Below are 13,594 nucleotides of genomic sequence, written 5' to 3' on the forward strand. Positions count from 1 at the left end.
TTGCTTAAAAAACTTTACTACGTAAAAAGATTGCGCAGTTTTTTACTTCTTTTGCCAAAGTTCATTGAAACACTTTTGAAATCAGTTTCCAAAAGATATGTGTGCCAATCATGACACATATAACTTTTAAAAAACAAACATTATGAATTGGAAAATTCAAAAACTACTTGATGGTGAGACCATCATTTCAAAAGAACCTGGTAATTCTATGTTGCCACTTTTAAAATCGAAGCAACCTGTAAAGTTGCAGCCTATTTCTTGGGAAGATTGCGAAGTGGGTGATATTGTCTTTTGTAAAGTTCGCGGAAATGTATTTACACATTTAGTGAAAGGAAAAAACGAACGGCGCGGATTGTTAATTGGAAACAATCATGGCAGAATTAACGGATGGACAAAAAATGTATATGGTAAAGTAATAGAAATATTACCGATGTCATAGACATTCTTCACGTATTCAAATTAACAATCGTAATATTTTGGGCGTTCCCGCTAAGCGGTCGGGCTTTCCGTAGTCGCTTTTTTGTGTTGTCATTACAACTCAAAAAGAGCTCCAACAAAACGTCAATCCCTAACGCAAACTACCATTTAAAATTCAAACTACATTGCCACAAAATAAAAACCTAAAAACACTACGCAAAATAATTGCGCACTTCCAATCAATATTTGTTTCGGAATTATAAATAAGGTCATTTCTATATGACAAAGTAACAACGCTCCGCTACATATTGAAAGTAGCGGAGTTTACAAAAAAAGTATCATGAAATGAGGCATAACGAGTAGTTGACACCTACCAAATGACGATGGCGAATTCCATCTGACAAATTAAAAACAATAAAATAGTAACAGATGAAAGAACACATTCAAATCAACGGAAACACTTTAATCGACTTAGGTTTCAAACCTAAAAAATGGTTTAAGGAAGCTATTGCGCATATCAATAACAATCAATTGCAACATGATGAAATGCTCACGTATTTGGAACAGTTCAAATCTGATCCTGAAATAAAATTACATGAAAATCCGATTGCCTTTTCTATCAATATTGAAGCCGAGAATGAAGTAGAAAAGAAAAACGTAGCAGATGTTATCAATACGATGAATACCTTAATGAAAACGCCAACATTGGTCAACGGAGCTGTAATGCCTGATGCCTGTCCTACAGGTCATATTGGCGTGATTCCTGTGGGCGGCGTTGCGGTTGCCAAAAACGCCATTCATCCAGGAATGCACAGCGCAGATATTTGCTGCTCCGTCATGTTAACCGATTTTGGAGATGCCAATCCGCAAGACGTTTTGGATGCCGCACATAGCATTACACATTTTGGTCCTGGCGGAAGATCGAGAGAACATCAATTCAGATTTCCTATGGATTTATTGGCAGAAATTGAAGCAAATTCCTTTTTAAATGATCAAAAATGTATTTCAGCAGCGCGTTCACATTTGGGAACACAAGGTGACGGAAACCATTTCTTATTTGTAGGAACGTCTAAAAAAACAGGAAATACGATGATGGTTACGCATCATGGAAGTAGAGGTTTTGGAGCGAATTTGTATAAAAAAGGAATGAAAGTCGCAGAGCAATTCCGAAAAGAAGTATCGCCACAAACCTTAAAGCATAATGCGTGGATTCCTTTCAATACTGAAGAAGGAAAAAGCTACTGGGAAGCCTTGCAAATTGTACGTAAATGGACCAAGAAAAACCATGAAGTCATTCACGATGCAACCTTAGAGAAATTAGGTATTGCAAAAGAAGACAGATACTGGAACGAACATAACTTTGTTTTCAAAGATGGCGATTTGTTCTATCATGCAAAAGGTGCAACGCCTTTGGATAAAAGGTTCATGCCAGACATTACAGGACCGCGTTTAATTCCACTAAACATGTCGGAACCTGTATTAATTGTAACAGGAGAAACTACGGAATCCAACTTAGGTTTTGCACCACATGGCGCGGGAAGAAACATCAGCAGAACGCAACATAGAAAAAGCAAAACAGGAACGATTCAAGAAATTTTTGAATTAGAAACTAAAGACTTAGATGTGCGTTTCTTTTCCAACGAAATTGACATTACCGAATTGCCATCTGCCTACAAAAATGCTACAACGGTAAGAGCTCAAATGGAACACTTTGGGTTGGGTGAAGTCATTGATGAAGTGATGCCGTTTGGTTGTATCATGGCGGGTGATGTGAGCAAAAATGCGCCTTGGAAGCGTAAAAAAAGGAGAAAATAACCTACATTGTCAAAAACTATCTTAAAAATGCACGGAATAAAAAAATGAAAACAATTAGTAAATTCGTAAAGTTTTTGGGCATAGTTTTTGGCTTTTTAGGCTTCTTATTGGTCCTTTTACTAGTATCTCCTTGGATCTATGTAAAAAACCGAATTTGGGGACGAAAACTTCGAAAAAAAATAAAAGCTCAATTAAAAAAATACGATGGGAAAATAATATTTCTATATGGAGAATATCACACCTTTGACTTTGAATGGTATTTTCAAAAATTTCATCCAGATATCACTTGTTTGCAAGTTCCTAATCATCCTCCAATGGATCCGTTTATTCTGTATTTAAGTGCTAGAAACCCACCTAAAAGCTTACCACAATTGGTAAAGGTTACAGACGGACACACCTTTAAAAAAACACACTATTCGTCATTCAAATATTACATACGAAAACAGAAAGATGTCATCCGTTTTTTTGAACTCATGGAGCGATCTATTAAAAATTTACAAGAAATCGAGTGAAAAATTAAATCACCATGACCAAAAGAAGCAGAGGAAAAGAAGGAAGTGACGACCGTTTATTTGGCGATCCAAAAATGCAGTCAAAAATGCGAGAAGCCATCAAAGACTTGTCGTATTTATTGAGCAGAGGATTCTCTGAAAAATCGTCATTGGCATTGGTTGGAAATCGATATAAGCTCAACAATCGCCAACAACGTGCCGTTCAAGGAATGAGTGAAGCAAGTCACAAACTCGAAAAACGTGCAGCGAACTGTTTATTGCCAAATCAATTAGCAGAAAAGGAAGTCTATATAGACGGTTTTAATGTATTAATCCTATTAGAAAGTGCGTTGTCGGGCGCGTATCTCTTCAAAGGTTTAGATGGTTGCTATCGTGATATATCAAGCGTGCATGGAACGTATAAAAAAGTAAAACAAACGCCAGAAGCCATTCAACTCATTGCAAACTTTCTACAAGAAAACAAGGTCAAAAAAGCTACTTGGATCTTTGACAAACCTGTTTCCAATAGTGGACGACTAAAAACAATGCTACGAGAATTCGCAGACGAGCATCAACTCCATTGGGAAATCATTTTAGACAATAATCCTGACAAATTTATCGCAGAAAGTAATCAAATCGCCATCAGTTCGGATGCTTGGATTTTAGACAATGCAACAACTTGGTGCAATATGGTACGACAGATTGTAGACGAACACATTCCACAGAAAAATGTAGTGGAATCTGAATAAAAAATTACTACGCAAAAATAATGCGCACTTACAAATCATCTTTGAACTCAGAAATACAAAACAACGAAACATATAAAATCATGCAAACTAAAAAAGGTACCGTGTATTAAGTTTTAACAAATAACTTAATACAAAATGAAAACACGTGAGAACAAGAAATTTTACAATTTCAAGGAAGTTCACAAACGCAAAAAAAGAACACGAGCTGCAAAAATTCACTGGAAAAGCAACACTTGGGAATACCGTCGCTTTTTGCGTCAACAATACCGAACAAAATGCAAAGTCATTCTCAGAAAACAGCTCGAAGGACACGAAATAGAATTCCCAAGATTCCGAAAAACACTTTGGTGGGAATGGTAAAAACATTTAAAATGAAAACAAGAATACTAGAAAAATTAGCAGAAATAGAACGCGATAAAAATATCGAAATCTTATTCGCTGTCGAATCAGGAAGCAGAGCTTGGGGCTTTGCTTCTCCCGATTCCGATTATGACATTCGTTTTGTGTACAAACACAAAACCGAATGGTATTTGAATCTTTGGGAACAAAAAGATACGATTCAATTCATGACGGAAGACGAATTAGACGGTTCTGGTTGGGACATTAAAAAAGCATTAAAACTGCTCTCAAAATCGAATGCGTCTTTATTGGGCTGGCTCTTCTCTCCTATTGTGTACAGAAGTTCGGGAACGTTCTTGGAAGAAATGAAAATGGTCGCTGAAAAGAATTTCAATCCTGTTGCAGGTTTCTTTCACTATCACAGCATGAACAAAAATTTTGAAGAAACGTTAGACACCAATGAAATGACTTTAAAAAGTTATTTCTATACCATACGAACTGCTTTGTGTGCCAATTGGGTTTACAAAAAGGAAACGGTTCCGCCAGTAAATTTTCGTGAATTATATCCGCTTTTAGATGAGGAATCTAGTGCTCTTTTGGATGAATTAATTCTGCTAAAAAGCAACGAAATTGAAAAAAGTAATGCGCCTGTGGAGGCTTCTTTAATAAATTTGGTAAAAAGGATTGTTGCAGAAAACAACGAGATCAAAAATGATCTTAAAAACGTGAAACCAAACCCTGAAGATTTTAATACGCTATTTATAAAAACAATACAATGACACTCTCAGAACTCAAGAAATCAGGACATATCATCTTTGAATGTATCAGTGGAAGTCGCGCGTACGGATTAGACACGCCAACTTCCGATACCGATATTCGTGGTGTTTTTGTATTGCCAAAATCCATGTATTATTCACTCGACTATATTGATCAAATTAATGATGAAACGAATGATACTGTATATTATGAATTGCAAAAATTCATTTCATTATGCGCCAAAAATAATCCTAACATCTTAGAATTACTGAATGTTTCGGAAGATTGTATTTTATACAAAAATCCGTTGTTTGACAACATTAAATTAGATACATTTCTATCCAAACAATGCGAAAAATCGTTTGCAAACTATGCGTTTACTCAAATCAAAAAAGCACGTGGATTGGAAAAGAAAATAGTCAATCCAATGGAAAAAGAACGCAAATCTGTGTTGGACTTTTGTTTTGTGTATGAAAATGACACTTCCATTCCTTTAAAGGATTTTTTGATTGATAAAAACATCCAACAAGAACACTGTGGTATTGCAAACATTCCGCATCTAAAAGATTGTCACAACCTATATCACAACGAAAATATTCCCTACAAAGGAATCATCAAAAGTGAACTTGCAAACGAATTGGCATTGAGTTCTATCCCAAAAGAAGAAACGACAATTGGAATGCTATTTCACAATAAAGACAGTTATTCTAGTTATTGCAAAAAGTACAAGGAATATTGGAATTGGGTCGAAAAACGAAATGATGAACGTTACAAAACAACGGTTTCTCATGGAAAAAATTACGATTCCAAAAACATGATGCATACGTTTCGTTTGTTGCGCATGGCAAAAGAAATTGCAACTGAAAAAACGATTCACGTAAAGCGCCCAGATCGTGAATTTTTATTAGATGTAAAACATGGAAAATATGAATATGATGAATTGGTGACTTGGGCAACAGAATTAAAAACAGAATTGGAAAGACTATATGCAAATTCAACATTGCCAAAACGTCCTGATATAGAAAAAATTAATAATTTACTCATTAACATTAGAACCGATTTTTACACTAAAAACCCGTGAATGCTCTTCAAAACATAGCATATTCCTGTAAAAGCTTCCTTTCGGAGGAATGGAAAGCAACATATAGCGCGTTTTTACAAAACGAACACTTGTCTGTACTAGCGCGCAATACGTTTGCCTTGTATAAAAATGATGTTGAGAAATTTCACGGGAAACCCAATTTTGAAGAAGAAATTATTCCAAATCTCACGGAAGCATTTGCAATCTTTAAAGAACAATTCAAAACTTTAAAAAAGTATAACTTTGAAGATAATAAACTAACGCGTAAAGCGTTTGCCACTGCCGTAGAACGGACAAACTTTGAACACATTTTGATACTTTCCGGACAACGATTGACCTCAGCGAGTTTGCAAGACGAAAACGCAATTCCGCCATTGCAATACGCATTGATGAAACACAGTTTTGAAGCACACAACGATCAAATTTCAAAAGCAGTCCGCGCTTGGGAAAAACATGCGCAACGCTCTACGGAAAGTTTCTGGGGAACCGTCAAAGGAAGTGCCGAAGACAAAGAAAAATATGTACAAAAATTGATAACACACATCCTAAAACACAAAACCTGGTGGAATGTATTTACACATTACAAACACGAAGTTGTATATGAAGCTAGAATTGCAAGCGGACACGGAATTCGCTGGAAAAAAGCTACCTTAGAACTCATCGGATTTTTAGAACCTTTTGAAGATTTTGACAATGGAACATAACGAACAAACCTATAATTTTTCGCAACAAGAATGGGAAACGTGCTTAAAAGTATTGCATGCGCTCAAAGAAAATCCGTTTGAAAATCCAGATAACAAACAATTTGGAACACTCATCACGAAGATTTCTAAAAAGGCAAAAAAGGCAAATCGGAAAGATACATTTTCAACCAAAAGACAAGAAGATTTAGAAACGATCTTACATAGTGAAATCTCTAAAAATGCTTTGCAAAACAAGACCATTTATCAAGACGAAAAAAAATCGCAACACTCGTTTACAAAACTGAATGTTCCAAAAAATTGTTATTGCTGTAATACTTCGTTCACTTTTGCACATTCGTTCTACAACCGTTTGTGTCCAACCTGCGCTGAACTCAATTATGAAAACCGGTTCAAAAATCTCGATCTATCAAATCGCAAGGTAATCTTAACAGGCGGACGTGTAAAAATTGGCTATGCAACAGCGTTGAAAATGCTACGTTTTCATGCACATGTAACGGTAACAACACGTTTTCCTGCAACTGCTTTAGACTTATTTCGCCAAGAAAAAGATTATGAATCTTGGAAAGATAACTTAGTCATATACGGATTGGATTTACGAAATCTAAAATCGGTTGAAAACTTCATTCACTATTACAAAAACACACACAAAACGCTCGATATTCTCATCAATAATGCAGCGCAAACGATCAAATATACCGACCAATACTACACACCATTAATTGCGAGAGAACAACAATTGGCATTAGAATTTTCTGGTCAGCAAAACTTAATCGCGAATGAAACACCTGTGGCGAATGTGAAATTATTGAACAATCATGTAGAAAAAAGTTTCTTGGAACTCAATCGTTTTGGACAACCTATTGACACTCGTTCAAAAAATAGCTGGAATGCTACTTTGGAAGAAATCTCCATGCAGGAATTGATTGAAGTCAACTTGATCAATCAAATTTCGCCGTACTTTATCATCAAAGAATTGTTGCCATTGTTGAAAAATTCTAGCTTTCCTAAAAAACACATCATCAATGTCACTTCTTCGGAAGGACAATTCAGTTACAACAACAAAACTATGTTTCATCCGCACACCAATATGACCAAAGCGGCTTTAAACATGATGTCGTTAACCGCGGCAAAAACCTTTGAAAAAGATAACATTTACATGAACGCTATAGATGTTGGTTGGGTTTCTACAGGAGCAAACGAAACCTTACGAAAACAACAATTTGAAAAAGGATACATTCCGCCACTTGATCCTGTGGATGGCGCTTCAAGAATCGTACATCCTATCTATGAAAATGAAGAAAACAATACTATCTTTACAGGAAAGTTATTAAAAAACTACTGTATTGTAGATTGGTAAAAGCTAAAAGATACAGCAGTAGTTCAAAAGAGTTGGAAGAACACTACCTTGCAAAGGTAGAGGATGCGGGTTCGAGTCCCATTTACTGCTCTTTAAAAACAATAATAAGAAATTTTGATACGCAAAGATTGATGGTTTAATTGGAAGAACACCTAGCTCATCACTGGAAGTGCGAGTTCAAACCTCGCTCAATCTTTGCTCAAAAAACGGCAGTGATAGTAGCTCAATTGGAAGAGCATCTGCTCAACCAGCAGAGGGTTTTGAGTTCAAATATCAAGTATTGCTGCCTATTAAAAATCATTACGAGAGTTGGTAGTTTAACTGGAAGAACACCTGGCAACCACTCAGGAAGTGCGAGTTCAAACCTTGCGCAACGCTCGTATCACAATGGCAACGGTAGTAGCTCAGTTGGAAGAGCGCATGCCTGTCACGCATGAGGTCGCGGGTTCGAATCTCGTTTACTGTTGCCTATTTAAAAAAAGAAACACATGAAATACGCATTAGAAAAAACCACCAATACACATATTTTGGAAGCCGAAAACATAAAAGTTCGCCATACAGTTGGTAGTACGCAAGTATTACAAATTGAAGGTGAAGGAATGGTGTCACATGGAGAACACGGAATTATAAAAACAGACAGTAAATATGTGATTAAGTATGTGCAACAAGAATTTAATCCTGTAACACGCATCATTGAAAATGCTTTTGATTAAGAGTTTAGGATCGTGAAAACCATAAAAATACATACTGAAGAAGATATTTCAAAAATCACGGAAACGGATACTATTCGATTAGAAATATATCTAAAAAATGCTGTAATCCCCATTCAGGAAATGAGTGGCGAATTGTACGTACGCGCTGTTGGTTGTAAATTTCCAAACTTAACAACCGTTTTCGGATTGGTTTCTTTAGATGCGCATAAAGCGGAATTGCCAAAACTCACAGAAATTCAAGGAAATTTGAACATTCATGGGAATGATATTTTACTTCCTGAATTAAGCAAAATATTAGGTGATTTTAAACAACATCATCCTGTAGAATTACCCAAACTCAAAATAATCACGGGAAAATCCAATGTGCCAAAAAGTTGTATCCCAAAAAAATGGCAACGTGTTCTTTTTCAAAAGGATTTAGATATCTTGGAACAAGGCGAATTATACAATCTTAGTATAGAAAATTGTAATGTTACTTTGCGTAGTCATGTAATTTATGGAAACTTGAAAACTATCAATGCAAAAGTAAACTGTCCTAACTTAGAAACAATTTATGGTGATTTCACACTTGAAATCTCTGATAAATTCAGTAATTATACAGCAAAACCAAGCTTAAATTTTGATGACATTGAAAGTGGAAAAGCAGCAAGTCTTTTTGAAAGTCCCAAGCTTAAAACAATTCATGGAAGCTGTGAAATCAACACAACAAAACCTATAAATATTGATGTTGAAAACGTTAACGATAGAATTGAAATTCAAAAAGGAAAAGCTTCTTTTAGAAAACTTCTTAAAACGGGAGCGCTAATTGTAAGAGAAAAATCAAAAATGGTTTGTGATGCGCTCACAGAAACAACAAAGAAACTCGTAACGCACCAAGAAAGTTACCTAAGTGCAAAATCACTCTATAAAATTGGAAAACATTGTGGTATCGGTTCCAAAATTGATATTCCGAATTTACTTTTTATTCAGGGAGATTTATCTTTAAGCCAACGCAATTATAATGATCCAAAAATTAAGCATGAATTCAAAAGTCTAAAATATATAGGTGGAAAAATAACGTTTGATGAATTCTGCTCATTTCCTAAATTAGAAGAAGTAAAAGGTGTTTGCAACATAAGAATGTTAAAAAACATCTCTGCTGCAACAGCACCAAAATTAACGTATATAGATACCTTAGATATTGGTGAACAACAAAATTCTCGAATTAGAGAACGACTTCCAAGTCTGCAAAAAGTAGGAACAATGATGTATCAAGACAATACTGAACATCTAGTTATTGATCATTTTTTTCATACTATAGAAAATCGAAATACAAAATTCATCATCTCAAAGGAATCTTTCTCAATATGGAATAGTTTAAGTGAAGATAAATTACCTATACAAAGACTAATTGCTATTTTAAAAATGCGTCATATTTCTTTTGATAATTTTTACACACGTGAAGTGACTCGCGAATGGAAGTATGAAAGCAATCCGTCTTTTGATGAAATAATTCGTTCCATCAAAAAGAAATGGAAAAAGGTTACGCCATTAACGTATGAAGATATATTTCAACTTCATGACTTTTCTTTGCGAAGATTTGCGTTTAACTATGTTGGTGTAGACACTTTTATGCAAAAACTAAAAGCAAAACGAATTGCTACAGAAGGAATTGAAGTCAATCATATTCAATATGATGAATTAGGAAATAAAAAAATGGTGCAAAAACACAACGTTTTTGAAATTTACGAAGCCGATTTTAACAAAGTGGAACACTTTAGATCTTGGCGCGGAGAAAAACAATTGCGTTATGCTGTAAAATGTTGGTGTACTTCTACCCATCAAGAACATTGGATTTGGATTGAAGAAGCATACAAGAATGATCCACTTTCTGCGATTGCTTCTACATTTCGCGTGCATGAAAATGTGATTCCATATATTTCTTGTCTAAAGCGTCAAGGAGATATTTTATTATGTGAAATGAAACGAAATGTACGACCTGAAGGAACAATTAGAGCCTTAACCAAAGAAGAATATTTTGGCCTGCTTGTTGCAGAATCCTAGATATCAATAGGGTTAGAATAATTATAAATAACACCCAAAATTTGGAAGAAACCCTATAAAAATGACATATTTGCCACACTAATGACAAAAAACTATTTACATATAGCCTCAATTTGCCTGAAAAGTCAGGACACAAATCGCGGAATGGTTGAACCATTTTGGCGAAACGAGACGCTTTATGTACATTTTTATCAGTGAAGTTTATGATGAAATAACACAAAAATTATACAAATAGTAAAGCGTCCAAGGAATTGGGCGCTTTTTTTATGAAAAAAAATTAAAAAATGTTCAAAGCATAATCAAATAGAAACATAAAAGGTTGAAACAAAAAGCAATTGAGAGACAGACAGTTGGCAAAAAGTTCAATATCCGTTGCATAACGGACAGGAATTCCCATATCTAAATCTAAACATAACTACTTGATTATCAATAAAATAAATTTAAAAAAATTTGTGTAATCAAAAAATCGTTTTCATATTTGCAACGTCAAAAACAAAAAACGACAATATAAAAAACATCATGAAATATACGATACATCACATATCCGCCTTAGCAAACATTCTCCGATCACTGGAAAATTGCAGCTTGTTTGTTTGGGAACAGAAGGGAGATTTTATGTATAGAAAAAAATGGGAGTATGATAAAGATACGTTACTATGATCGTAACTATATAGAAACTTTATAAAAGCATCTCCCAAAAAAGAGATGCTTTTTTTATGGTTTTTATTTAACAAAAAATGATGCATAGCTTAGTTGGTTAGCCCAGAGGCGCTTTTAACGTCAAGGTCGTGAGTTCGAACCTCACTGCGTCAACAAAAAGGAAGAGCAAGCCAATTGGCGGTGGCCACGGTCTTGAAAACCGTTCGGAGTTAATGACTCGTGTGGGTTCGACTCCCACTTCTTCCGCAACTAATTTGGAGTGTAGGTAAATATTGGTTCGTTACGCTTGACTGCTAATCAAGTCCGTTTAACCGCGGTGAAGGTTCAATTCCTTTGCGCTCCGCAACATATTGGGGATATAGTTTACCAAGCTAAAACAGTGGGTTTAACTCGATGATACCTATTTGATATTATGGTCTCATTGAATTCGCAAGCTTATTTGCTTCTCGCAGCACGGAGTGCAAGTCTCCGTATCTCCACAACATGATATTATAGCTCAATGGCAGAGCAAAGACCTGTTAAGTCTGAGGTTGAAGGTTCGAATCCTTCCGATATCGCAACGACAAGGTGGCTGAATGGCAAAGGCAGCAGTCTGCAAAACTGTTTTGTATGAGTTCGAATCTCATCCTTGTCTCAATGATTATGTAGTATCAAACTTGTTTGAATAGTATATAATTTACTTGGAAGTGTTGAGAAATTGGTTGGCTTGCCAGACTGTAAATCTGGTCTCTTCGGAGCGTGTAGGTTCGAGTCCTACTACTTCCACAACACACGCTTGTGGTGTAACTGGTAGCATGTACGTCTCCAAAACGTACGGTTGAGGTTCAAATCCTTGCGGGCGTGCAAAATATAGCTATGGTGTAATGGATAGCACATGAGATTTAGCTCACATGTTATTCATTATAGATTAAGCAGTTCGTGAATGTGAAAACATTTCTAACCTCATAGTCTAAGTTCGAAATGCTTTGCATTCATGAGTTCCTATTTATTAAGATAAGAACAAAACGAACTAATCTTAGTAGCTATACAAATAGTATCGTGACTCAACGGTAGAGTGCTCGACTGTCTCTCGAGAAGTTGCGGGTTCGAATCCCGTCGGTACTGCAAAATCTGGGAATAGAACAATTGGCTGTTTACTCGCCTTGGACGCGAGAGGATGTAGGTTCGAATCCTGCTTCCCAGACGACTAAATCAAAGCAAGCTTGCTTGAATTTGATTTGCAGTGAGGCATAGCAGGAACACTTTGCAAATCCTGCTTCTGAAACAAATAAAATGCTCCGTTCGTCTAATGGCTAGGACACCTGCCTTTCGAGCAGATAATAAGAGTTCGATTCTCTTACGGAGTACAAAATGCAGAGGTGGCGGAATGGCATACGCAGCTGTCTTAGAAGCAGTTTTTTGAGAGTTCGAATCTCTCTCTCTGTACAAACGCAATCTTGAAAGGAGTGCAACAAGTTTATGGTGTAATGGATAGCACATTGGCCTACGAAGCCAAGAGTATAGGTTCGAATCCTATTAGACTTACAATATTGATCTGTGGTGTAACGGTTAGCACACGAGACTTTGACTCTCGGGGAAGAGGTTCGGTTCCTCTCAGATCTACTATAGCGATATAGCTTAATTGGTAAAGCACTGGTCTCATAAGCCAGAAGTTGAAATGCCTGTACTGAACTTGATTCAGTATCTAAGATTTCTATCGCCACTAAAAATAGTGATATAGCTTAACTGGTAAAGCGTCAATCTGATAAGTTGGCAGATGAAAGTTCAAATCTTTCTATCACTACAAAAATGGTGACTTTAGTTTATTTGGTAAAACGCCTCACTGTGAATGAGAGGAACAGGGTTCGATCCCCGAAGTCACCCAACCAGGAATAATGACAGAGTTGGTCAATGCGATGGATTGAAATGAGTTTACGAATTCATCGAAACCTATTTAATAAAATAGAATTCTATGAGATAAACCCAGAGATATAGGTTCGAATCCTATTTATTCCACAAAAGAAATGTAGTTTAAAATTAAAATAGCGAGCTAGTATCTCGAAGATGCAAGTAAAGTCTTGCCATTTCTCAAATTAAAAATTAATAAAAACAAACAGTCATGAGACCAGATGTATTACAAAGGTTCTTTTACAGAACTGAAGATTCAGGAAGATTCCTTGTGACTTCAAAAAGAACAGGAGTCACCTATTTTGTAGAACCAATAGCTACTGGAAAGCCTGCTATTTTATGGGGCGATGTAGATCCAGCTACAAATAAATTGACGGGAGATTATGGAACTAAAAGAAGAGGCGCCGTTTTGCCAGAAGATTCTCTGATTACTAAGGAGAATGGTTTTCAAAATATTTCCACATTCAAAGGAAGTCCTTTCGGAGAAATTGATCGCAGAGATCGATTGTATGAAGATAAAATTTAATAATAAAAAAGTAATCTGAAAAGATTTAAAAACGTCATTCTGAACTTGATTCAGAA

At 35.8% G+C, this 13,594-nt stretch carries 12 protein-coding genes and 21 tRNA genes; all 33 read left to right on the forward strand.

The genetic code is table 11. From position 1 onward, the window contains the following. The first annotated feature begins 142 nt into the window (after positions 1–142). The 33 genes from KORDIASMS9_RS02490 to KORDIASMS9_RS02625 all read left to right on the forward strand — a co-directional run bounded on the left by KORDIASMS9_RS02490 (position 143) and on the right by KORDIASMS9_RS02625 (position 13,538). Positions 143–439, forward strand: a complete 297-nt coding sequence (locus tag KORDIASMS9_RS02490; RefSeq protein ID WP_046756516.1) for a hypothetical protein — start codon at positions 143–145, stop codon at positions 437–439. A 407-nt stretch (positions 440–846) separates the two neighbouring features. Next, on the forward strand, positions 847–2,232 hold the full coding sequence (locus KORDIASMS9_RS02495) for an RtcB family protein (protein ID WP_205318026.1): 1,386 nt from the start codon (positions 847–849) through the stop codon (positions 2,230–2,232). Positions 2,233–2,276: 44 nt separating this feature from the next. After that, complete coding sequence (locus KORDIASMS9_RS02500; protein WP_114901335.1) at positions 2,277–2,744, forward strand: hypothetical protein; 468 nt, start codon at positions 2,277–2,279, stop codon at positions 2,742–2,744. A 14-nt stretch (positions 2,745–2,758) separates the two neighbouring features. Beyond that, positions 2,759–3,472 (forward strand): DUF434 domain-containing protein, encoded by a 714-nt coding sequence (locus KORDIASMS9_RS02505; protein ID WP_114901336.1) that lies wholly within the window; start codon positions 2,759–2,761, stop codon positions 3,470–3,472. A 135-nt stretch (positions 3,473–3,607) separates the two neighbouring features. After that, positions 3,608–3,832 carry a hypothetical protein gene (locus tag KORDIASMS9_RS02510; protein ID WP_114901337.1) on the forward strand — a complete coding sequence of 75 codons (225 nt, stop codon included), beginning with the start codon at positions 3,608–3,610 and terminating at the stop codon, positions 3,830–3,832. 11 nt (positions 3,833–3,843) lie between these two features. Continuing rightward, a complete protein-coding gene (locus KORDIASMS9_RS02515) occupies positions 3,844–4,590 on the forward strand; it encodes a nucleotidyltransferase domain-containing protein (protein WP_114905122.1) in 747 nt (248 codons plus the stop codon). Beyond that, positions 4,587–5,648, forward strand: coding sequence for a DNA polymerase beta superfamily protein (locus KORDIASMS9_RS02520; protein WP_114901338.1), 1,062 nt, complete (start codon positions 4,587–4,589; stop codon positions 5,646–5,648). The genes KORDIASMS9_RS02515 and KORDIASMS9_RS02520 overlap by 4 nt, the downstream gene beginning before the upstream one ends. Next, complete coding sequence (locus KORDIASMS9_RS02525; RefSeq protein ID WP_114901339.1) at positions 5,645–6,352, forward strand: hypothetical protein; 708 nt, start codon at positions 5,645–5,647, stop codon at positions 6,350–6,352. Before KORDIASMS9_RS02520 ends, KORDIASMS9_RS02525 begins: the two co-directional genes overlap by 4 nt. Further along, positions 6,342–7,709, forward strand: a complete 1,368-nt coding sequence (locus tag KORDIASMS9_RS02530; protein ID WP_114901340.1) for an SDR family NAD(P)-dependent oxidoreductase — start codon at positions 6,342–6,344, stop codon at positions 7,707–7,709. The genes KORDIASMS9_RS02525 and KORDIASMS9_RS02530 overlap by 11 nt, the downstream gene beginning before the upstream one ends. A gap of 15 nt (positions 7,710–7,724) precedes the next feature. After that, positions 7,725–7,799: transfer RNA gene (locus KORDIASMS9_RS02535), tRNA-Cys, on the forward strand. 35 nt (positions 7,800–7,834) lie between these two features. Then, positions 7,835–7,905, forward strand: a tRNA-Met gene (locus KORDIASMS9_RS23020). 108 nt (positions 7,906–8,013) lie between these two features. Further along, positions 8,014–8,089 (forward strand) — tRNA-Gly (locus KORDIASMS9_RS02540). A gap of 13 nt (positions 8,090–8,102) precedes the next feature. Further along, positions 8,103–8,175 (forward strand) — tRNA-Asp (locus KORDIASMS9_RS02545). 22 nt (positions 8,176–8,197) lie between these two features. Continuing rightward, on the forward strand, positions 8,198–8,422 hold the full coding sequence (locus tag KORDIASMS9_RS02550) for a hypothetical protein (RefSeq protein WP_114901341.1): 225 nt from the start codon (positions 8,198–8,200) through the stop codon (positions 8,420–8,422). Positions 8,423–8,434: 12 nt separating this feature from the next. After that, positions 8,435–10,465, forward strand: a complete 2,031-nt coding sequence (locus tag KORDIASMS9_RS02555; RefSeq protein ID WP_114901342.1) for a hypothetical protein — start codon at positions 8,435–8,437, stop codon at positions 10,463–10,465. 738 nt (positions 10,466–11,203) lie between these two features. After that, positions 11,204–11,278, forward strand: a tRNA-Lys gene (locus KORDIASMS9_RS02560). Between the two features lie 6 nt (positions 11,279–11,284). Next, positions 11,285–11,371 (forward strand) — tRNA-Ser (locus KORDIASMS9_RS23025). A gap of 10 nt (positions 11,372–11,381) precedes the next feature. Beyond that, positions 11,382–11,468, forward strand: a tRNA-Ser gene (locus tag KORDIASMS9_RS23030). Positions 11,469–11,610: 142 nt separating this feature from the next. After that, a tRNA-Asn gene (locus KORDIASMS9_RS02565) sits at positions 11,611–11,682 on the forward strand. 4 nt (positions 11,683–11,686) lie between these two features. Then, positions 11,687–11,759 (forward strand) — tRNA-Cys (locus tag KORDIASMS9_RS02570). A gap of 48 nt (positions 11,760–11,807) precedes the next feature. After that, a tRNA-Tyr gene (locus tag KORDIASMS9_RS02575) sits at positions 11,808–11,890 on the forward strand. 6 nt (positions 11,891–11,896) lie between these two features. Beyond that, positions 11,897–11,968: transfer RNA gene (locus KORDIASMS9_RS02580), tRNA-Trp, on the forward strand. A gap of 189 nt (positions 11,969–12,157) precedes the next feature. Continuing rightward, positions 12,158–12,229 (forward strand) — tRNA-Asp (locus KORDIASMS9_RS02585). A 6-nt stretch (positions 12,230–12,235) separates the two neighbouring features. After that, a tRNA-Pro gene (locus KORDIASMS9_RS02590) sits at positions 12,236–12,308 on the forward strand. Positions 12,309–12,399: 91 nt separating this feature from the next. After that, a tRNA-Glu gene (locus KORDIASMS9_RS02595) sits at positions 12,400–12,471 on the forward strand. A 6-nt stretch (positions 12,472–12,477) separates the two neighbouring features. Continuing rightward, positions 12,478–12,550 (forward strand) — tRNA-Leu (locus KORDIASMS9_RS02600). A 27-nt stretch (positions 12,551–12,577) separates the two neighbouring features. Next, positions 12,578–12,649 (forward strand) — tRNA-Arg (locus KORDIASMS9_RS02605). A gap of 7 nt (positions 12,650–12,656) precedes the next feature. Further along, a tRNA-Gln gene (locus KORDIASMS9_RS02610) sits at positions 12,657–12,727 on the forward strand. 5 nt (positions 12,728–12,732) lie between these two features. Further along, positions 12,733–12,827 (forward strand) — tRNA-Met (locus KORDIASMS9_RS23035). A gap of 8 nt (positions 12,828–12,835) precedes the next feature. Then, positions 12,836–12,908: transfer RNA gene (locus KORDIASMS9_RS02615), tRNA-Ile, on the forward strand. Between the two features lie 8 nt (positions 12,909–12,916). Next, positions 12,917–12,987, forward strand: a tRNA-His gene (locus tag KORDIASMS9_RS02620). 6 nt (positions 12,988–12,993) lie between these two features. Next, positions 12,994–13,120: transfer RNA gene (locus tag KORDIASMS9_RS23040), tRNA-OTHER, on the forward strand. A gap of 103 nt (positions 13,121–13,223) precedes the next feature. Continuing rightward, positions 13,224–13,538 carry a hypothetical protein gene (locus KORDIASMS9_RS02625; RefSeq protein WP_114901343.1) on the forward strand — a complete coding sequence of 105 codons (315 nt, stop codon included), beginning with the start codon at positions 13,224–13,226 and terminating at the stop codon, positions 13,536–13,538. Positions 13,539–13,594 lie beyond the last annotated feature (56 nt).

The organism is Kordia sp. SMS9 (genome assembly GCF_003352465.1).
GTDB lineage: Bacteria > Bacteroidota > Bacteroidia > Flavobacteriales > Flavobacteriaceae > Kordia.

Bases quoted from the DNA above. Each gene is read 5' to 3' on its own strand.
- KORDIASMS9_RS02490 (WP_046756516.1), top strand. From the start codon at position 143: ATGAATTGGAAAATTCAAAAACTACTTGATGGTGAGACCATCATTTCA.
- KORDIASMS9_RS02495 (WP_205318026.1), top strand. From the start codon at position 847: ATGAAAGAACACATTCAAATCAACGGAAACACTTTAATCGACTTAGGT.
- KORDIASMS9_RS02500 (WP_114901335.1), top strand. From the start codon at position 2,277: ATGAAAACAATTAGTAAATTCGTAAAGTTTTTGGGCATAGTTTTTGGC.
- KORDIASMS9_RS02505 (WP_114901336.1), top strand. From the start codon at position 2,759: ATGACCAAAAGAAGCAGAGGAAAAGAAGGAAGTGACGACCGTTTATTT.
- KORDIASMS9_RS02510 (WP_114901337.1), top strand. From the start codon at position 3,608: ATGAAAACACGTGAGAACAAGAAATTTTACAATTTCAAGGAAGTTCAC.
- KORDIASMS9_RS02515 (WP_114905122.1), top strand. From the start codon at position 3,844: ATGAAAACAAGAATACTAGAAAAATTAGCAGAAATAGAACGCGATAAA.
- KORDIASMS9_RS02520 (WP_114901338.1), top strand. From the start codon at position 4,587: ATGACACTCTCAGAACTCAAGAAATCAGGACATATCATCTTTGAATGT.
- KORDIASMS9_RS02530 (WP_114901340.1), top strand. From the start codon at position 6,342: ATGGAACATAACGAACAAACCTATAATTTTTCGCAACAAGAATGGGAA.
- KORDIASMS9_RS02550 (WP_114901341.1), top strand. From the start codon at position 8,198: ATGAAATACGCATTAGAAAAAACCACCAATACACATATTTTGGAAGCC.
- KORDIASMS9_RS02625 (WP_114901343.1), top strand. From the start codon at position 13,224: ATGAGACCAGATGTATTACAAAGGTTCTTTTACAGAACTGAAGATTCA.